General features: G+C 23.3%; 17 protein-coding genes. 15 read left to right on the top strand and 2 right to left on the bottom strand.

Annotation, left to right across the window (positions count from 1 at the left end; all coding sequences use genetic code 4):
* The first annotated feature begins 522 nt into the window (after positions 1-522).
* The 4 genes from STURON_RS02905 (at position 523) to STURON_RS02890 (ending at position 4710) form a co-directional block, all read left to right on the top strand.
* The gene (locus STURON_RS02905) at positions 523-1881 is read left to right on the top strand and encodes a sulfite exporter TauE/SafE family protein (protein WP_075048387.1); all 1359 of its coding nucleotides are present in this window, start codon (positions 523-525) and stop codon (positions 1879-1881) included.
* A 44-nt stretch (positions 1882-1925) separates the two neighbouring features.
* Positions 1926-2510 (top strand): hypothetical protein, encoded by a 585-nt coding sequence (locus STURON_RS02900; RefSeq protein ID WP_075048386.1) that lies wholly within the window; start codon positions 1926-1928, stop codon positions 2508-2510.
* A 105-nt stretch (positions 2511-2615) separates the two neighbouring features.
* On the top strand, positions 2616-3317 hold the full coding sequence (locus STURON_RS02895) for a hypothetical protein (RefSeq protein ID WP_075048385.1): 702 nt from the start codon (positions 2616-2618) through the stop codon (positions 3315-3317).
* An 85-nt stretch (positions 3318-3402) separates the two neighbouring features.
* On the top strand, positions 3403-4710 hold the full coding sequence (locus STURON_RS02890; protein WP_075048384.1) for a lipoprotein: 1308 nt from the start codon (positions 3403-3405) through the stop codon (positions 4708-4710).
* A gap of 416 nt (positions 4711-5126) precedes the next feature.
* On the opposite strand, the gene STURON_RS02885 is transcribed toward STURON_RS02890, so the two are convergent.
* Positions 5127-5864: an MIP/aquaporin family protein gene (locus STURON_RS02885; RefSeq protein ID WP_075048383.1), complete on the bottom strand. Its 738-nt coding sequence runs from the start codon at positions 5862-5864 to the stop codon at positions 5127-5129.
* A 278-nt stretch (positions 5865-6142) separates the two neighbouring features.
* On the opposite strand from STURON_RS02885, the gene glpO reads away from it, so the two are divergent.
* From glpO to STURON_RS02850, 7 genes are all read left to right on the top strand, one after another.
* Positions 6143-7300 (top strand): type 2 glycerol-3-phosphate oxidase, encoded by a 1158-nt coding sequence (gene glpO, locus STURON_RS02880; RefSeq protein WP_075048382.1) that lies wholly within the window; start codon positions 6143-6145, stop codon positions 7298-7300.
* A 14-nt stretch (positions 7301-7314) separates the two neighbouring features.
* Positions 7315-8823 (top strand): glycerol kinase GlpK, encoded by a 1509-nt coding sequence (gene glpK, locus STURON_RS02875; protein ID WP_075048381.1) that lies wholly within the window; start codon positions 7315-7317, stop codon positions 8821-8823.
* A gap of 387 nt (positions 8824-9210) precedes the next feature.
* Positions 9211-11889, top strand: coding sequence for a glycoside hydrolase family 18 protein (locus STURON_RS02870; RefSeq protein WP_075048380.1), 2679 nt, complete (start codon positions 9211-9213; stop codon positions 11887-11889).
* 107 nt (positions 11890-11996) lie between these two features.
* The gene (locus STURON_RS02865) at positions 11997-14081 is read left to right on the top strand and encodes a UvrD-helicase domain-containing protein (protein ID WP_075048379.1); all 2085 of its coding nucleotides are present in this window, start codon (positions 11997-11999) and stop codon (positions 14079-14081) included.
* Positions 14074-14652: an exonuclease domain-containing protein gene (locus tag STURON_RS02860; protein ID WP_075048378.1), complete on the top strand. Its 579-nt coding sequence runs from the start codon at positions 14074-14076 to the stop codon at positions 14650-14652. The genes STURON_RS02865 and STURON_RS02860 overlap by 8 nt, the downstream gene beginning before the upstream one ends.
* Before the next feature lie 72 nt (positions 14653-14724).
* Positions 14725-15288 (top strand): hypothetical protein, encoded by a 564-nt coding sequence (locus STURON_RS02855; protein ID WP_075048377.1) that lies wholly within the window; start codon positions 14725-14727, stop codon positions 15286-15288.
* 64 nt (positions 15289-15352) lie between these two features.
* Positions 15353-16042: a GntR family transcriptional regulator gene (locus STURON_RS02850; protein ID WP_075048376.1), complete on the top strand. Its 690-nt coding sequence runs from the start codon at positions 15353-15355 to the stop codon at positions 16040-16042.
* Positions 16043-16051: 9 nt separating this feature from the next.
* On the opposite strand, the gene STURON_RS02845 is transcribed toward STURON_RS02850, so the two are convergent.
* Positions 16052-17548, bottom strand: a complete 1497-nt coding sequence (locus STURON_RS02845; protein WP_075048375.1) for a J domain-containing protein — start codon at positions 17546-17548, stop codon at positions 16052-16054.
* Positions 17549-17953: 405 nt separating this feature from the next.
* Between STURON_RS02845 and STURON_RS02840 the strand changes: the two genes are divergently transcribed.
* The 4 genes from STURON_RS02840 (at position 17954) to STURON_RS02825 (ending at position 22127) form a co-directional block, all read left to right on the top strand.
* On the top strand, positions 17954-18178 hold the full coding sequence (locus tag STURON_RS02840; protein WP_075048374.1) for a PTS sugar transporter subunit IIB: 225 nt from the start codon (positions 17954-17956) through the stop codon (positions 18176-18178).
* A 54-nt stretch (positions 18179-18232) separates the two neighbouring features.
* Positions 18233-18436: a hypothetical protein gene (locus STURON_RS02835; RefSeq protein ID WP_075048373.1), complete on the top strand. Its 204-nt coding sequence runs from the start codon at positions 18233-18235 to the stop codon at positions 18434-18436.
* A gap of 136 nt (positions 18437-18572) precedes the next feature.
* Positions 18573-19025 carry a GNAT family N-acetyltransferase gene (locus STURON_RS02830; protein WP_075048372.1) on the top strand — a complete coding sequence of 151 codons (453 nt, stop codon included), beginning with the start codon at positions 18573-18575 and terminating at the stop codon, positions 19023-19025.
* A gap of 198 nt (positions 19026-19223) precedes the next feature.
* Positions 19224-22127: a glycoside hydrolase family 18 protein gene (locus STURON_RS02825; RefSeq protein ID WP_075048371.1), complete on the top strand. Its 2904-nt coding sequence runs from the start codon at positions 19224-19226 to the stop codon at positions 22125-22127.
* Positions 22128-22143 lie beyond the last annotated feature (16 nt).

The following is a 22143-nucleotide window of genomic DNA, read 5'->3' as shown; positions in this document are numbered from 1 at the left end:
AAAGTCTTTATTATTTATTACGAAGAATTAGAATAAAGATTTTAGTTAAATTTATCATTGTATAGAATTAATAGTAACATCACTAATTCTAATACAAATAAATACTAAAAAGAATTTATTTAAATTTATGTATTAACAGTTAATAATAGTTAATTATCATATTTTAAAACATATAAAGTTATAATTAAAATATAAAGAGAATTAAGGCTTAAAATTATAATTAAAATATTTAAAACAATAAACTTAGCTTTATAGAATTTTTAAAATATAAATAGCTATTTATTGTTTTTTTATATTAATAATTTACATACTGAATTTTAATAACTAAAAATAAATTTATATTTTTTTAAAACTAGGAAAATAATTTCAACTTAAAATTTTTCTTTAGACAATTATTAATAAATAATACTGCTAACTTTAAAAATCATTGATTATTATATAGTGATTAATTAATTTTAATAATTAAAAAAATTTTTTCTTTATGTAGAGTTATAATAAAAAAAAGATAAAGGAATTTAATATATGGAAGAAAGCGAGATTTTAAAAAGATTTAAAACTTATAAAGACTCTTATATTAATAGTTATGAAGAATTAATAACTATGAAAAATGAATACAATAATAAATTGAAAAATAAAATTAAAAACTCTAAAAATTATAAAGCAGATAAGAAAGTTTATAAAGAAGAATTAGTAGATATTAGAAATAATTATAAAACTAATAAACAAGATATTCAAAATAAAATAAAAGATGAATTAAACAAATCATTAATTAGCTTCAATGAATATGTTAATGATGAAAATAAAAAAAATAATACAAAAATCAAAATATTAAAAATTAATAATATTAGATTATTGGCAATAATAATAATACCTGTTATGATGTCTATTGGGTTATTTGTTAGTTATTTTGTTGTAAATCAAATTGATTTATCAAATTCTCATGATCTAATAGCTTTGGGTATATCAATAACATTAATATTATTTGAGTTAGCTTTATACTTGTTTTTGATTATTTTTTCATATAAAAAAACAATACTAGATTATTATAATAATTCATTAATTTGTACGTCAATTGGATTTACAGCAAGTTTTTTTGATACATTAGGTGTTGGTTCATTTGCAACAAATACAGGATTATTAAAAGCAGCAAAATATATTAAAGATGATAAAAAATTACCTGGAACATTAAATATAGGAATGGCAATACCGAATCTTTTTTCAGGTATATTATTTATGACTAGTGTCCAAGTTGATATAATAACTTTATTATCATTTGTATTATCAGCAGTTATTGGTTCAATTATTGGTAGTACAATTGTTAATAAAATTAATAAAAAATTAATTTCTTTAATAATGGGTATTGTTTTGGCAATTACAACACTATTAATGCTCTTAACAGTTAAAGGTATTGAAGTATTTCCTTCAGGTACTGCTGATGGGGTTTCAGATGTTTGATGAAAATTAATGCTTGGATGTATAGCATTTATAATATTGGGTATGTTTATAAGTTTTGGAATTGGATTATATGCACCTGCAATGGCAGTTATATCATTGTTAGGTATTAATTTCTTAGTTGTATTTCCAATAATGACATGTTGTTCTGGTTTAACAATGCATATTAATTCATATCGTTTTTATAAAAAAAATAATTATATGCCTAAAACTTCATTATTCATGACAATTGGTGGAATAACAGGTGTTATTATATCTTATATATTTGTATTTTATATATTAATAACTTTATTGCATGTTGATAAAAATATTATTACGGACGTCTTTAAATGACTTAGTGTATTTGTAATTGCTTATTCATCATTTACATTATTAAGAAGTTATTATAAACAAACTAAAAATTTACATAATATCAAATCTAATTATTAATATTTATATGTTATAATATTATTAAAATTTATGGAGGAAAATACATGAAAAAATTTTTAAGTTTATTATGTTCATTTGGTTTACTAGGAACATCAATTTCAGTATCTTCAAATGTTATATCTTGTGGTTCTAAAGATAATGCAAAAGAACTTACATATCAAGACAACAAAAAAGATAGTGATGTAGTATCTTACTTATCCAACTTCGAAAATGCTACTATTTTCACAAATGAAAAAGAAGATTTTTTACCATTAAGTGTTGTTGAAAACAAATTGGGTTATGAGTACACAGATACACATAGTTCAGCAATGGGTGATCAAGATTTAGATTTTGGTACTTTAGAAGGATCTTTAATTAACTTCACAAAAGGTAGTGATGAAGAAGGGAAAAGCACATTTGGTGATTTTGATTCAATATTCAAAGAATTAACTGATTTAAAAACAACAAATACAGCTGATGGTGAAAACAGTAACATTACTATTCATGTTGGAACTTTGAAAGGTAAGAAAAACGAACAATCTTTTACAATAAATATTTATAAATTATCATTTACTATTGATAAAGATCATAATGTTGTTGGAGATGTATTAAAAGATATAATTTATAAAAAGAATATTTCTTTAGTTTAATATTTAAATTTAAACCAAGCATAATAAAAGCTTGGTTTTTTTTATACTAAATTTGACATTAATATATTTATAATGTAGTATTTCTTTAAATAGGAAAGAAAGAATATGAAAAAAAATACTTTTAAAGGTAAATTATTTATAATAATTTTATTATCATTTTCAATAATTTATTATTTGAATGTATTTTTTTCAATTAAAATAAATATTATTAATTTTGACAGTTACATAAATTTTTTTAATAACATAGTATTTATAATTACAATTACAATATTTAGTGCTATTATTTTAGCTTATTTTGCAAAAATGGTTAAATTAATTAATGAATACAAAGTAATATATTTTAAAGATTTTGATTTTAAGTATATAATTTCAAAAAATATAAAGTTATTTAGACATTATTTATTGTTGTCATCACCAGTAATAATTCTAAAATTATATTTAATTTTTTCAAATTTAAATTACAACTCTAATATTAATAAATTCATTGTAATTTCATTTTTACTAACTTTATTTTTATTATTAAACTTGTCATTATTATCTTTATATATTTCATTAAAAATAATTTGTAAAGAAAAAAATATCAAAATTATCGAAGAAGAATATTTAGATATTAACTCAATGTTTACTTTTATTAATGAATATGTAGAAATACATAATATTTATTTTTATAGTGAAATTGTATATAAAGAGGTTGTTTTAAGATATTACATTTTTCAAAAAGAAATATCAATGTTAGTGCATCAAGAACAAAGCGATGTTAAAAAGGATATCAAAAAGGGAACTTGTCCTCCTTCTGAATGTTATTAAAAGTCCAATTCAAATAAAAAATATATAGTTTTATATATATTTTTTAATATATTTTTTTTATGCATTTATAAGGAGTAAACAAAAAATGAAAAAATTATTAATTATTTTAACTTCAATATCAGTAATTTCAACGTCATCTTCAGCAGTTATTTCATGTGATAAATCTGATGATAGTAAAGGTACTGTAACAAAAAAATCATTAACAAGTATTAAAGGAAATGACTTAAAGTTATCACCAACATCTAATGATGAATCAGCTGCAAAAAAAGCTGTAATAAATAAAATCAAATCATATTTATCAATAGAAGTTAAAGAAACCACAGATATAATATTTAAGGATTTTATTTCTGCAACTTTAGATAATGGTGGATCTATAAAAGTAAGTGCAGTTGAAACAAGTACAAAAATTACAGGTGAATCTACTTTTAACTTAATTTATAAAGAAGAAGCTTCACCAGAACCAACTGAAAAAATTGATTTACAAAATTTAGAATATAAAAATATTCCAGCAGGTGTAAGAACTGATGGTGTATTTGATAGTGTGAATGCATCTTATCTTGGTGAAGATGATAAATATGACATTAATGAAGAATCAATTTTATTTTCTTTAAACCAAATGAATAGTTTAAACTTAAAATCAGGTGAAGATTTTACTATTTCTGAATTAAATAAAGGTGAAAAAGGAATTGGGGGATCAGTTATAATAACTGCAACTAATGACTCAAAATACATTAAAGGGTCAACAACTTTAACCTTTAATAAAGATATATTATTTTCTGGTTTATTAAAAAATAGAAATATTGATAAAGTTTATGTAAATAATGATACAGTTAATAACATAGAATCTTATATTACTAATAATGATTACAAATTTGGATTTGGTTCATTAATTATGGAAGCAATTGGTGTTAAAAACCCTGCTTTGGAAACATTCTCAAGTAAGTTAGCCATTGCAGGAATGAATATAATAGCTAAATGTGAATTAAGTAAAAATGAATTTATTGTTACTGAAGTTCCACAATTAGATGGTATATTTAAAGCTGAACGTAATGTTAAATTTAATATAACATTTGTTGAAGATAAAAGAGCATTTATAAAAAAAGGTGAAAATAATGTTACTTTAGATAAAGGAACATCAGAGAGTAGTGATAATTATTACTTATCACTAAAAAAAGCAGTATACTCAAAAGTTTCTGCAGACTTCAGAACAAAAGTTTCTGAAAGTGAATTTGTTAAATATACAAGAATAACTAAGTCAAAAGACAATTATAGTGTTGTGTTATTGCCAGGTTCTGATATCATGTATTCTCATGATCGAATGGTTCCATTAGTTGCATCAAAATTAATATTAAGTAATTCTGAAATAACTATTCAAGCTACAATTCAAAAATAATATAGATATAAAATAATTGTATTAAACATATTAAATTTAGTATTAAATAAACATTTATTAATATTTATTCTTATAGGATTTTTTTTCTACACAAAACTTTTAAAAAGTTATTACTTATAAGAATTTTTAGCAAAAAAATTCAAATTATAACTTTAAAATAAAACTACTTTCATTAAAAAAACTATAGTTAATAAATGAGTAAATAGGAAGATAAGAAGACCAGTATAAAAGTACTGGTTTTATTTTCATTAAAAATTCACCATTAAAGTTAAAAAAATAATTGTTTTTAACTTTAATGGTGAACATATTCTATGTTAAATATTTAATTAAGTTACTTAACATTAACTTTTGAGAAAATTAATAAACTTAAAATATTTTTAATTATATTCATATAGTCACTATTGGCAAATCTTAATTTAAATTAAAAATAAAGCACCACCCATTATCCCTGCAAGCATTGGAGCTACAACAGGAATTCAAGAATAAGATCAGTCAGAATTACTTTTTCCTTTTAAAGGTAATAATTGATGTACAATTCTAGGACATAAATCTCTAAAGGGATTTATCGCATAACCAGTTGTTCCACCTAATGATAGACCAATTGCTAGGACAATAAAACCAACAAATATTGGACCCATTCAAGTTGCACTTGAAAATCAATTGCTTAAAGAAAATATACCTACAACTAATATTAATGTAGCAAAAAATTCACAGAAAAAATTACTAAAAATATTTCTATATTGTGGACCTGTAGAATGCATAGCAAGAACATTATTATTTTTATTGTCTGAAATAGAGTTAGTAATATGTTTAATGTAAAAAATATCAATTACTATTTGAGCTAATATTGCACCAATTAATTGTCCAATAATAAAAATAGGGATTAAGCCTAAGCTTCCAATATTTTTTTCTCAACCATTCACAACAAAAGCAATTGTAACAGCAGGATTAAGATGAGCAGCTCCTTTTAAAGCACTAGCTATAGTTGCTCCAATAATAACAGCAAATGATCATCCAATTGTTATTGATAATCACCCTGCATTATTACCCTTAGTATTTTTTAAAACTACATTTGCTACAATACCATTACCTAAAATAATTAAAATGAAAGTACCTAGCAATTCTGTACCAAAGTGTGTAAATCAGTTTTCCATTAATACCTCCTTATTAAATTCGAAAACTTTATATGAATATAATTATTCATACATAGTGATACTACTTTAATAAATATAACTAATCAACCTTTTAGTGTGAAACTAAAAACATAATATAAAATTTATTTCTAAATATAACAAAAAAGATAAAAAATATTCCATTTATTTTTTTTAAACTATAATCAATTTGTACAAATGTACAGAAGAAAGTTTCTTCATAAAATTTAATAGAATTTAATAAAAATTACTATTATTAAGTATTAGAAAATGGTGGTTAAATGAATAACTATGATATTTGCATTATTGGTGCTGGCATTATTGGTGCTTCTATAGCAAGAGAATTATCTAAATATAATAAAAAAATTTTATTATTAGAAGCAAATGCAAGGGTCGCTATGGAAACTACAGCAGGTAATTCAGGTTTAGTACATGGTGGTTTTGATCCAACTCCAGGAAAGCTAAATGCTAAATTAAATATACTAGGAAAAAAAAGATATGAGGATTGAATTAATGAAATGGAGTTTCCTTATTTAAGAATTAATTCAACAGTAGTAGCTTTTAATGAAACTGAGTTTGAAGATTTAAAAATGTTATATAAAAGAGGTTTAGAAAACGGTTTAAGTATAGATGAATTAGAATTATTAAATCATAAAGAAATACTTGATCGAGAACCAAATTTATCTCAAGAAGTAATTGCGGCTTTAGTTTGCAATTCTTCTATTGCAGTTGATAGTGTTGAATTAACTAAAACACTTATTAGAAATTCAATAAAAAATGGAGTTAACTTAAAACTAAACTCTAAAGTTATTGAAATTACTAAAAATGATGAAGAATTTATTATAAAAACTTCAAAAATAGAAGAATTTAAGTCTAAAGTTATAATTAACGCTGCTGGTCACTATGCTGATGTAATTAGTTCAATGGCAGGACATGATGATTTTAAACTCACTACAAGAAGGGGCGAATATAGAATTTTAGAGAAAACTGAAAGGGGGATTGTAAATTCAGTTATATTTATGGTACCTACAATTCATGGTAAAGGTGTAATTGTCGCACCTATGTTAGACGGTCATATAATGGTTGGTCCAACATCTGAAGAAAATGTTTCAAAAGAAGAAACAAGATTAGTTACTAAAAATAAATTTGATGAGATTGGTAAAATAGGTAAAAAACTAGTACCTAGTTTGAATATAGATAAAACATCAATGACTTATTCTGGAAGCAGACCAATAGAATCTACGACTGATGATTTTTGAATTAAGCCTTCTCATTCTGATTGTTGTTTTATTAATGTTGCTGGAATGAAATCTCCAGCAATTGCAAGTGCACCAGCTATTGCTGATTATGTTATTGAATTAGTTAAAAATGCAATTGGTGAAATGGAAATGAACAAAAATTATAATCCAATTGAAAAGTCAATTATACCTATTATATAAAAAAAAGGAGTATTATGGAAAAATATATATTAACATTAGATGAAGGTACAACAAGTGCTAGAAGTCTTATAACAAACAAAAAAGGAGAAATAGTTGCAGTAGACCAAACTGAATTCGCACAACATTACCCTAAGGAAGGATGAGTTGAACAAGATGCTATTGAAATTTGAAATACTCAACGTTCAACATTAGTTCAGGTTTTAAATAAATCTGAAATAAACTCAAAACAAATATCTGCAATTGGAATAACCAATCAAAGAGAAACAGTTGTAGTTTGAAATAAAGAAACTGGTTTACCAATTTACAACGCAATTGTTTGACAAGATCAAAGAACTGCAAAATATTGTGAAGAAATGACTCAAGAACAATATGATTTAGTCAGAAAAAAAACTGGATTAATAATAAATCCTTATTTCTCTGCAACAAAAATAAAATGAATTTTAGATAATGTTCATAACGCAAGAGGACTTGCAAATGAAAACAAATTGATGTTTGGAACTATTAATACTTGATTAATATATAGATTGACTGGTGGAGAGGTTTTTGTAACAGATCACACAAATGCTCAAAGAACTTTATTATATAATATTCATAATAACGATTGAGATGAAGAATTATTACAATTATTTAACATACCTAAAAGTATATTACCTGAAATTAAATCTTGTTCTGAAGAATATGGTAAAACGTTTCCAGGTCTTATTTCAAAAAACGATACAACAAGAATACCAATTTGTTCATCAATAGGTGACCAACAAAGTGCATTATTTGGACAATTATGTTTAAATCCAGGAGAAGTTAAAATCACTTATGGAACAGGTTGTTTTATATTGATGAATACAGGTGAAGAAAAAGTTGAATCTTCACACGGATTATTAACAACTATTGCAGCATCATACAATGGAAAAATAACATATGCTTTAGAAGGTTCTGTTATGATTGCTGGAGCAGCTATTCAATGATTAAGAGATAATTTGAGAATTGTATATAATGCTATTGAAACAGAATGATATGCTGGACAAGTAAATGATGATAGAAGAGTTTATGTAGTTCCATCATTTACTGGTCTTGGTTCACCTTATTGAGATTCTTATTCTCGTGGTGCTATATTTGGTCTTGATAGAGGTACAAAAAGAGAACATATTGTTAGAGCAACTCTTGAATCCATTGCATATCAAGCAAATGATGTTATAAGTGCAATGCAAAAAGATTTAAAGAAAGATATATCTTTATTAAAAGTTGATGGAGGTGCGTCTAATAACAAATTTATGATGCAATTTCAATCTGATATAAGTAGAACTAATGTTTTAAAACCTACAAATATTGAAACAACAGCAATGGGTGCTGCATATCTTGCTGGATTAGCAGTAAAATATTGAAAAGATATTGAAGAAATTAAACAAAATTATGATGTTGACTTTAAGCTTGAACAAAGTATATCAGAAAAAGATGCAAATAAACTTATTAAAGGATGAAATGTAGCTGTATCAAGAACATTTAGTTGAACAAAAGATATTGAATAAAATTTTCTTTAAAAATAGTGAAGTATTAAAAGTTAATTATTTTAAATAATTAACTTTTTTTATTAATGTCTTTTATTAGAATATTATAAAATTTATATATAAATAACTAAATTATATGTAATTTTATACTGGTCTACTTAACTTCCTTTTTACTAATAATTATTTTAGAAATCATTTATTATATTTTTATTTTTTTATAACAAAAATATAATTAAAATTTTAATTTATCTTTACATTTTAAATATATAATTTAAGTTATATTTAAACACAATTTTACAAATAAAAATATTTTTTAATTCTTAAAAATATTTTTATTTAATTATAAAAATTTATTGAAAAACTAAAATTTATGATTAAATAAAAAAAATATTTAAAGGAATATCAATTATGAATAAATTATATAAATGACTATTTTCATTTGGACTATCTTTAAGTTTAACTATTTTTACTGTTTCATGTAATACATATATTTCAAATAGTTATAAAGGTAATGAAAATCCTGGTAACCCAGAAAATCCAACAACTCCTGAAATACCTGATACAAATGATACTTCAAGTTCAAATTATTATGTTAAATGAAAAGACGCAAATCCAAATAGAACTACAAAAATAAATACTAAAAATAAATATAACAATAAAACATATTTTTCTCCATATTTAGATGCTGGATTATGATCTGGAAATGATTTTTCAGATATTATTAATTCAACTAAAGATACAAATAATAATAATGCTGTTTTAAGTCAATATACATTAGCTTTTGCTCAACAAGTTAATGGTGTTAGTGATAAATTAGAAATTAGTTTTGCAGGATTAAAAAAGGATTCGTCATATGATGAATGAAAAAAACTTCAATTAGGGCCAAAAGATTTGGCACCATTTTCTATCTCTAAAAATGATTTTAAAAATTTAAAAATATCTTATGGTGGTTATAATGTTGGTGTAGATCAAACCCAAGAAAAAAGTCCTTGAAATGTAGCTCTTAAACTAAGTAAAAATAATGAAGAAAATGCAGTAAATATTTTAAGTGAATCTTTTAAAAATTTTAATGAAGAGTTATTAAATGATGCAAAAAAATATGTTAAAGAAGCTGCTACTGATTTGGAAACACCTAAAAATATAGATTTTGATATTGAAGGAAATTCTCAAAATGACAAATCAGCATTAAAAGTTTTAGCAAAAACACTAGCTAAAATGAAAAAAGAAGATTCAACTTGGAACTTTTCAGTAACTTTACCAGTTTTACCTTCAGGACTAAGTTCAGAGGGAATTGGTGTATTATTAGTTTTTGCGACAGAATTTAAAAATGCAGGTATTGATTATAAGAACATGCCAATAATAAATTTAATGTTAATGGATTATGGAAATGACATTTATAATCAAGCAATTAAAGATAGAAAAACAAATTTTGATTTAGCAAAAAGTGCAATAGAAAATACTATTGCTCAATTATCTAAAACAATTAAAAATCTTTATGAAATAAATCCTATTGATGATGAATTATATGGTTTAATTGGTGCAACTCCGATGATTGGTATTAATGATACAAAGGCTGGTATATTTACTTTAGAAGATGCAAAAGATTTATATAATTATTCTATGGATAAAAACATTGCATATATTGGAATGTGATCACAAAATTGTGATAGAGGAATAATTAATGGTAAAAAATCAATTAAAACAGTCACAAGTCATGGACTTAATTACTTAAATGAATATGATTTTACAAGAGTTTTTATAGGTAACTGAACTAGTGATATATTAAACCCAAAAGATGAAGCACCAGAAGATATAACACCAAATGAACCTAATTATGGTGGTGATGATGGCGATTATGGAGATCCAATAACACCAGAACCTACTAGTTATTCTAGTTGAGAAAAAGCAAACCCAAATAGAAAAACAAATATTACTGAAAAATATAGTCCTAATGAAAAAACATATTTTTCACCATATTTTGATACAGGTCTTTATTCAGGTAACAAACTAGAAGATGTTTACAAAAAAACAACAAGTGACCCAGGTGATGGAGTTAAAAAATTAAACAATTTAACACTTGCATTTATTACTCAAGCACAATCAACAACTGATAAACTTGATTTGACTTTTGCTGGTCAAAAAAGAGGTGATAGTTATGATTGATGATCTAATGATAAATTTTATAAAGAAACTTTATCTTATTTAATTAGTAATAATTCATTTGAAAATATAAAAATGTCTTATGGTGGATTTAATACAGGTGAAAACATTGAAAAAAATCCATGAAATGTTGCTTTAAGATTAAATAATTATAATATCAATAATTCTATTGAACCACTTAAAAATGCTTTTATTAATTTTAATCAAGAATGAACAAACCTCGCTTCAAAGAATAGTGGTAAGTCATTAAAAATGCCTAAAAATATTGATTTTGATATTGAAGGTAAATCAATTGACGATAAAAATGCGAATATTTTATTAGCAAAAACAGTTGCAAAAATGAAGAAGGAAGACTCATCTTGAAACTTTTCATTAACTTTACCAGTTTTACCTTCTGGATTAACAAGTAGCGGTGCAGCTGTTATGGATTTATTTATTCAAGAATATAAAAATTTAAATATAAGTTACTCTAATCTACCTGTTATTAATCTAATGTTAATGGATTATGGAAATCCAATTTATAGAAAAGCCATTAAAGATGGTAAAACAAATTTTGATTTATCAATTGAAGCAATTAATAACACATCAAAAAGATTATCAACTTCAATTCAAAATATTTATAATTATAGCGTTGATTACAATAATCTATATTACTTAATTGGTGCAACACCAATGATTGGTATTAATGATACTGCAGCTGGTATATTTACTTTAGAAGATGCAAAAGAATTATATAATTGATCTCAAAAGAATAATTTAGCATATACTTCTATGTGATCATTAAATGATGATAAACGTAGAGATAATAATAATGATGCTAAATCTGTTACTTCACACGGTTTGACCTATTTAAATGATTGTGATTTTACAAAAGTATTTATAGGAAATTGAGACAATCAAGTTAAAAAACCTAACACTTCATTATAAAAAAAATAGTGATATTCACTATTTTTTTAATTCGTATAATTTATATTACAATATATATTTTTTTTAAGTATAATATAAAAACATAATTATAAATTAGGAGTATTTTAGTGAATTTATCAAATGAGCAAAAAATTATTATTAATAACATTATAGAAAACAATATTATTGTTGAAGCAGTTGCTGGTAGTGGGAAAACTACAACAGCTTTAGAAATGGCTAAAAAATATAAAAATAAAAATTTTTTATTAATAACTTATAATAAGGGTCTAAAAGATGATACAAGAAACAAAGTTAAATTATTAGATATTTATAATATTGAAATTGAGAATTATCATTCATTAACAATTAATTATTATGGTAAAAAAAATGGAACAACTGATACATCTATAATTGAAGTAATTAATGATAATAATAAAATAATTAATAATTACATTCCAGATGTAATTATTTTAGATGAAATACAAGATATGAATACATTATATTATAAATTTATATTGAAACTTATTAAAGATATTAATAACGATAAAATTTCAATTTGTGTTTTAGGAGATCGTAAACAAACATTGTATCAATTTAAAGGCTCTGATTACAGGTTTTTAGAAAAAGCAGATGATTTGTTTAATGTAAATAATAAAAATTGATTAAGATTGAAGTTATCTACAAGTTTTAGAGTTCCTAGTAAAGTTTGTAATTTTTTAAATAAATCTTTCTATAAATATGATTTTATATATTCAAATAATTTAAGTGACATAGATGTAGATTATATAATTTATGATCCATCAAATATTAATAAACTATCCAAAAAAATACTTAATGAAATTGATAAATATGGTATTGAAAATACTTTTTTGCTATCTAATTCAACAAAAACATCATCAAATATTAATCCATTAAATAATATTATGAATATAATCAATGATAACTATGCTCTTTATGTAAGAGAAAATATTAGAAGAAAAGATAAAAGCTTTAAAAAAAATAAAATTGAAATAACAACAATTAATTCAACAAAAGGAAGAGAAAAAGACCTTGTAATAGTTTATGGTTTTGATGAATTTTACTTTAAAGCATATGCTAAAGAAGAAAACTGCAAATATCCATGTGATAAATTTTATGTTGCGATAACAAGAGCAAAACAAAAAGTTATACTTTTACACTCATCTTGAAGCTCACCTTTGTGTTTTTTAGATAAGAAACAGCTATTATACACATGTAACATTATTGGAAATATTGATATTTTATTTAAAAAATGTGAAAATAAGAATAATAATAAAAATAATGATAAAATGTTTGATGTAACTTCATTAACTGAATATGCAGATTCAAATATCATTTATAAATTTATAAAGTCTTTACATATTGAAGAAATTCCTTTTTTAAATAAAAATAATGTTGATTTTTCAAACACGCCATTTTCAGTAAACATTACTTATAAAAATAAAATTATAAAAGAAGATGTATCAGCAATAAATGGTTCATTAATAACTTATATTCAATTATATTTAAAAGGAAATTTTTTAGAAGAAATTACCCAATGAATTAATATAATTATTGAAATTAAAAAACAAGAAGATATAAATTTTCATTTGAATAGAGAAATTGAAAGAATTAATGAAATATTAGAAAAAAAATCATTGAGTATGAAAGAACTAACAGAATTAACTTGTGTAATTGACACTGCACAATCAGGAAGAAACTATAAATATTTACAATTAAAAGATACAAATTTCGAATGACTTAAAGACGACTTTTTTAGCAACACCATTATGTTAATTAAGGAAATTGATAAAACAAATTCAATAAAATTTGAAAAATCGCTTAGATTAAATAATACTAATTCAATAGTAATAAAAAAATTATGTGAAGAACTAAATTTTAATAGTATAACTATTAATGGTAGATGTGATGGATACAGTGAACTTGATAAGACAATCTGAGAGTTTAAATTAACTAAAAGTATTGATGAAGAGATGTATTTTCAGACATTAATGTATGCTTATATGTTATATATTAATGGTCATGAAATAGAAAATATATATTTATTTGATATATATAAACTAAAAATTATTAAGTTATCTTTGGATTTTAAAAATTTTGAAGAAGTTTTATATGATTTATTAAAATTTAAATGCACACAAAACAAAGTAAAAAGTGATGAACAATTTTTTAAGGAGTTAAATAATTATGAATAAACCTAGTTTTATTGTAATAGACTTTGAAACAGCAAACTGGCTACAAATACCATGCCAGGTTGGTATTGTAACTTGTGAGGAAGGAAAAATAACTAATAGGTATGAAACATTAATTAGTTTGCCAAAAGGAGTTTCAATTGATTATAAATTTACTAAAATACATAAAATAAGAAATCAAGATTTAATAGGTAAACCCAATTTTTTTGAACTAATACCCGAAATTAAGAGTATATTAACTAAGGGGTATACTGTTATTGCTCATAATGCTAAATTTGATATGATGGTTTTAAAAAAAGCATTAAAACTTCATGATATAGAACCATTTGACTTTAATTTTGCATGTAGTGTTGATGTAATAAGAAGTTGATTTCCTGGAAAGTTTCCAAGACATAGTCTAAAAGTACTTGCAGAAGAATTAGGCATAAAATTTTTACACCATAACGCTTTAGCAGACTCTGAAGCAACTTGTGAAGTTTTACTAAAATGTTTTGATACACAAGAACAATTTGAAAATGCCTTAACATATAAGAAAAAAAGATATAGAAGCTTCTATGAATATTGCCAATCATAAAATACTTAAAAATACTATAAATTTTAAATCAATTTATGTAAAATATATTTATTATAGAAAAGGGGATATAAAATGAAAAAAATTTTAACGTTTTTAGGTTCAATCTCAATAATATCATCAACAGGTTTTTTGGCTTCAAATGTTATTGCTTGTGGAAACCCATTAAAAATCTCAGAATTGAATTATAATGATTCTAAAAGTAATTCTACTTTAATAAATGATTTATTAACAAAAAACCCAAAAGTATATTCTAGTTATAAAGGCGAGGGTACTTATTTAGAATTTAAATTAAGTGATGATAAAACTAAATTAGATGAAAATTATTTAAATACTGATTCAGTTAAATTAGAAGAAAATTTATATATTGAAGAAAATATAAGTCTTGATGGTGGTACTGTTGATGACTTTTCAATTTTTAAAAACACTTTTAAGGAATTAACAGATATTAATGAATCTAATATTAATGGGGATAGTTCAATTGATAAATATATATGTACAATTTTAGGTAAAAAAAATGAATCAACATTTAAAGTATATGTTTATAAGTTTAACTATCAATTAAATCAAGATAATAATAACCAAAGTCTAACATATAAATATGAAACTTTATTCTATAAAGATATAAAATTAAACTAAAATATTATTTATTAATAATATTTTTTTTTAACTATTTTATAATATATATAAGTGAGTTAAGAATATGAAAAAATGACAAGCAATATATGAATATTTAATTGGATTAATTCATAATAATATAATTAAAGATGGTGAATGCTTACCATCAGAAAATAATTTAAAAGTAAAGTTTAAATGTTCTGTACAACCTATAAGAAAAGCATATTTTAAATTAAAAGAAGATAAACTAATTACTTCTTTGCAAGGAAAAGGTTATATACCTTACAAAGAAAGCACAAATGTTTTATTATCTTTTTCTGAATTATTTCCAAATGCAATAAGCAAATATAAATATCTTGGCAAAATATCTTTGACTAAAGATTTAAAAATAAAAACAAATTTTTTATATGAAAACTTTGTTCATAAAATAATTGTTAAAAGATTTATTGATAATGAGTTATTTATATATCAAATATCTTATATTTCTGATTATCTATTAAAAACCATTATTGATATTGACCTCATAAATAAAAAAGGTTTAATGCATTTTTTTAACAATTGTTTAAAATATAAAATTAATTATTCTGTAAAACAAATAATCACATTAAAAAAAGAAGATATTAAAGATTGGAACAATAACATTTTTGTAAATGAAGATAATTTAATTCTAGATAAGGGAATGTTGTTTACTTTAACACAAGATTTAGTGGAATATAGAGAAAGTTATTATAAGTTTAAGAATTTTAAATGAAGTTTTATTGAATATTATAAATAAAAAAAAATATTAGATCGTTTGAAAATATTCTTCTAATATCTCTTTATTTATATTTATCATTGTAGTAAGTTTTATTAATGATTCTGAATTAATTCTTACTGAATCAGGATGTGTTTTTTTAATAATTTCTCTATATCTTGATTTAAATTCTTCATAAGTCGAGTTATAAGCTAAACCAAAATAATCAAAAGCAGTTTTTACTTTATCATTTTTATGTTTTAAAACATCATCATTATATTCACCAGTATACATTTCATCTTGAATTCTTATGATTTCATTATAACTGTACTCAAAAATTTTTGCTATTTGATTTGTTAATTCATTATAAAAAACTTTACCTATATCAAAATATGTATATGAGTTTTGATAATCTTTAAAGTTAGAAGCTTCAAAACTTCTTACAACATTATATAGTTTAAGAACAAAGTTATTTAAGTTTTCAGAAGTTAATTTTAATATTTTAGTGTCCAAGTTATCAAAAGTTAAAATTTGAGTTGTTATTCTTGCATAAACAATATTTAAACTATGTTCTAATGCAAATGCAACATAATATGCAAATTTATAATATGCTGCCATAAATATTCTTCTAGAATATTTAGAAATTAAATTTATATGATAGAATGATCTATCTATTTCTTTTAAAAAAGAAGGATATAACTGTATTTGAAAATTTTCATCAGCTATATTCATACTAAATTTATTTCTAAATGTAAAAGTCGTTAAACTTTTAAAATCACTATAAGTTTTATATTTATCAATTAGAGCTTCAACTTCTTCTGTGTCAAGTATTATTTCATTATTAAATTCATTACTTCAAATAAGTCTATTAAAGTTTGTTGTAACTTTTTCCAAATTAGTTTTATTAATGTAATTGTTAATTCTTAACTTTTTATTAATTTTATTGTTTTTATTATTTGTATTTTCAATGTTATTAACATTTACACTTGCAGTATTTCATCTAAATGTTATTGCTAATCAAAATTTCAATTGTTTTTTATATGGTAAAATATTTATTATGAATAAAAACATTGAAACAACATAAAATCCAGTAAAACAATTAATTAATAAGGTTATAAAATTGTAAGTATCATAGTTATATTCAGTATTTCCATTAATGTCTTGATTATCTATAAATTGTCCAAAAAATAACATAACTTTATAATTTAAATATACAATTACAATTCCAAAAATTAACATGAAAATTAAATTAATAAAATTTAATGACATTAGTTTTTTATTTGCTTTTATAACATCAATTATAAAAGATAAGAAAAACAAAATATAAAAAAATCCTGTTAAAAAAATACCCATTATTATTCAAAATAAAGTTCCATTTACATTAAAGTTTTTTGAGTTTGTATTTAAATCAAAATTATATAATTGTGGAATACCTTTTAATACTTTTTCAATTGTTCCATGATAATTATTTAAAAATATTATTGATAAAATACCTATGCTTGAAATTACTATAAAAACTAGCCATCTTATTATTCTATATGCAGTCATATTCGGTGTACCTTTTTATAATTATTTAAAGTATATACTTTTTATTTATAGTTATATTATAGCAAAAAAAGGTAAATATTTTTATGGGCAAAACTAATTTAATTAAAAAAAACACTAGTTTTATCTATTTCTAATAAAAATGATGTAAAAACTTTATTATCAATTTTTGTAATTAATTAAATATAAAAATTAGAAAAGTTATCTATTAGATCTTTCATTATAATGTCATTGTATTAAGTCTGATATTGTAAAGTTTTTTAAAGAGTAAAAATTAAATTGTTTTAAAGAATTGATTAAAATTTTAATTTGAGAAAACTCAATATTAAAACTAATAATTTTTAAAAACTTTGCTATTAATAATAATTATTTATATATTAAAGCAAAACATAAATTTTTTAATAATTAATGATAAAGGTATATTCAAAAAAGATAAAAAAATTAATGGATGCATGTGATGTTGGAGTTTGTTTAATTGTAATGGCGTATAGAATATTAAAAAGATGAGTGAAAAATAATAATATAGATATTATTGTTGATATTTGTGATGTTAATGATTTTACAAATTGTATGATGCAACCATTTGCAGTAGGTTATCAAAATATGCAAAACTCTGATTTTGATTTAAGTTAAATAACAACTTTGTGAAATCATGGTAGTGTTATTAGTAACTTGTTAGCTGAATTAATGATTAATGCTTTTTCAAAAGAACTTAAAATAGAAAATTATAGTTATGTTATGATTATATATGGTGAAGGTTTATGGATACTTGAAGAAGCTATAAAACAAGGAACACCAACAACAATAATTGGTTTATCAGTTATGATGAGACAAAATAGTTTACAAATGAATAACTTTGTTGAAAAAAGTAGTAAGTGCTTTGAGAAATAGTTTCGGTTGACATGAAATAATTAAAAAAATAGTTTAAACAAATATAAATCTATTTTTGTTGTTTATTTTATTTGAATCATTACTTAATTTGTAGATTTATAAAATTAATATATAATAATTTTATGGAGAAAAATAAATGGAAGGTATAAATTTTAGAGCTGTATTTAATGTAGATAATAAATTGTTTTTTGATGCATTATTAGTTAGAAAAAAGGTATTTGTCGATGAACAAAATGTTGATATAACTGAAGAAATCGATGATTTTGATGATAAAGCATATCATGTTGTTGGATATTTGCTTAATGAAGCGGTTTGTTGTGCCAGAATTTATAGTAATGATAATAAATGATACTGAGGAAGAATAGCAGTATTAGGTAAATATAGAGGCAAAAAAATAGGTAATAAACTAATGGATTTTTTAAAAGATTTTTCAAAAAAAGAACTTAGTTTACATGAAGTATATATTCATGCACAAAATTATGCAGTAAATTTTTATGAAAAAAATGGTTTTAAAAAAATTAGTGATGTTTATATGGACACAAACATTGAACATGTTGATATGAAATTATTAATTGAAAATGAGGATTAAACCTCATTTTTTTATACATATATTAATATAAAAATATTTTTATATTTAATAAAATATTTTTATATTTTACTCACTATAAAGCCCCATTTTTACAAGTTAAAATAGATATACTCATAAATTCTAAAATTAAACTGCTAAATTAGTTTGAATGGGGTATGTTTATTTGATATAGTCCTATTATAGGAGGAAAAATAAACAATGAAAAAATTATTAGGATTGTTAAGTGGATTTATGATTGCAACTCCACTAGCTACTATAATCACTTCATGTTCTATATTTTCTAAAGGCACTAAGCCAAGTGAAAATGAGGAAAGTGTTGATACTAGAAAGCTTATGCAAACTAGACAAATGAATTGGGCAAGCGTATTAACAAAAGATTATAGCAAAACAGAAAAAAACAACTCAGAACTTTTAAGAAGTTCAAATGATGTAATTATAAGTAATGCATCAGTTAATGAATCAACAAAATCAACTTTAGCAAACAAAGATTTAATGACAAGTAAGTTAAAAGAAGGTACTTCATTTAATCCTTATACAGATATTGGTATTGTTGAAGATAGTAAAGAATACTTATTAAAAAATAAAGGATTAAGTGCAGCTTACAGAGATGAAGCTAAATTTGACTCATCTTCAAAAGCTACTAATAATAGTTATAATGATTTAGGTTCTTTATGAAATGATGAATCTTTATTCAATAAGGATACTGATGGTATAACAGTTGGATTTATGCAAAATGCAAGTGATGAGGGGTCATTAGTACCAATGTGAGATGCAGCACCTAATAAAACTGCAAATCAATCTGCAAAATGATTCCAAGATCGTTGAGATAAATGAGTAAAAGAAGGTTTAGATACTTCTAAAGTTACCATTTCTTTTGGTCCATTTGCAAACTCATTATGACATGAAGCTTATAAAAATGGTCTAAATGAAGAAGAATTTGCAGATAAACTTGCTGAAATATCAGCAAAATATGGAACTAAAAAGTTTGACTTTTATTTTGCAGCACCATATTTATCTAACACAGGTAGTTATGCAGATTCACAAAGATTACTAGCAGGAGCATTAAAAGTTTTATTAGAAAGAGACAATGAATTTGATATTAGATTATCATTAGTAGCTTCAACAAAGGATGGTTATTCAGGGTGAAGTGGAAATCCACAATGAACTGGAGACATTAAACTACTAAATGCTGAAGAATTCCCATTATATATGTTTACAAAATATTTAGGGATGAATTTTAGATTAAACGTAGTTTTACCATACTTAACATATTCAGATTACAATAATTCAATAGAAAATGAAAATTGAGAGTTAGATGTAATGAAAGAAGCTACTCAAAAGGTAAATACTTTCTGACAAAATGTTCATAAGAATGTAAATGGTGGAACTATATCAAAAGATGAAGTTTATAAAAGAATGGTATTAACACCATGAATTGGTAAAAGAGCTGAAAAAGCAGTTTATGACTTCGATGCTAATGAAGCACTAGAATTAAGAAATTTTGCTTCTAAATTAGGTATTGGTCAAATGTCAATGTTCTATTTGACAAGGGATTATCCATCTGAATTTAAACCAAATGGTTCTAAAGGTGAAAATTATGCTGATTTAAATGCAATTGATCAAAATTTAAGAAGTGCAAAAGGTTATGAAAAATTTACTTATGCACAGATCTTAAATGGTAAACTAAAAGAAGCACCAAAAGAAAAGACTGGCGATTCATTAAAAAAACTTAATGGTTTTATGGATTATGATTCAGATATCAAAAATAATAAAAGTCTCGATGAAGCACAAAAACAACAAGGTGCATCTGGTGGAAGTTGAGAAGGGGTTCCTGGTGGTCAAGATCAAGGGACACCTGGAGAAGGACCGTCAGCAAATGATGGAAATGTTGTTAATCCAACTACTCCTTCACAATCTAACCAAAGCACTTATGTTAAATGAAGTGATGCAAATCCAAATAGAAGTGGAAGTATTACAAACCAAGTAGAAAATAATGGTTCAACTTATTACTCACCATATATCGACGCTGGTTTATATGAAGGAAATGATGTTGCTTCAATACAATCAAATTCAGGGTTAAATCATTTAACACTAGCATTTGTACAACAAGTTAATTCTCATAATAATAGTCTTGACTTTTCAATTGCTGGTATTGAAAATAATGGTGAAGGTTACAACTGATGAAAAGAATCAGTGTTTTACAATAAAATGTTACAACCATTAGTAAAATCTAATAACTTTGAAAATATAAAAGTTGCTTATGGTGGAGCTACAACTGGTGGATACATTGAAAAAAATCCTTGAAACTTAGCTTTAAAACTTGCAAATGGTGATAAAGAAAAAGCAAGTGATGATTTAAAAACTGCTTTAATTAAATATAATCAAGACTTAGCTACATTTGTTTCAAGCAAAGGTACATCAGTTAATATGCCTAAAAATATTGATTTTGATATAGAGGGTGAAGCTCAAAATGATCATGATTCAAACGATGTTTTAGCTAAATCTTTAGCTAAAATGAAAAAATCAGATAATTCATGAAACTTTTCAATTACATTACCTGTTCTTCCAACTGGTTTAACAAATGTTGGTTATAATGTAATGGATAAATTTGTAAAAGCTTATAAAGAAGCTGGTTTATCAACATCTGACTTACCAGTAATTAACTTAATGTTAATGGATTATGGTAATGGAATTTATGATGATGCACGTAATAAAGGTTTAACTAATTTTGATTTAGCTAAAAGTGCAATTGAAAACACTAAATCTAATATTATTGCATCAATAAATGAGAATTATGGTTCAAGTAATTTAAGTGATTCAAGTTTATACAAATTAATAGGAGCTACTCCAATGATTGGTGTAAATGATACAGTTTCTGGTGTATTTACATTAGAAGATGCAAAAGAATTATATAATTGAGCCCAAACTGTTGGATTATCATATGTATCAATGTGATCAATGAATGACGATAGAGGTAAAATTAATAATATAGTTAGACCTAAATCACTTGTAAGTCATGGATTAGGATATTTAAATGAATATGATTTTGCAAAAGCATTTAATGGTAAATGAGACAATGATGTAAAAAATCCTAAAAAATAATTTAATTATACAATCG

It is taken from the genome of Spiroplasma turonicum, assembly GCF_001262715.1.
Classification (GTDB): Bacteria; Bacillota_I; Bacilli_A; order Mycoplasmatales; family Mycoplasmataceae; genus Spiroplasma_A; species Spiroplasma_A turonicum.
Note: the sequence above shows the minus strand (reverse complement) of the source record. Positions and strands in the feature narration are given on the sequence as shown.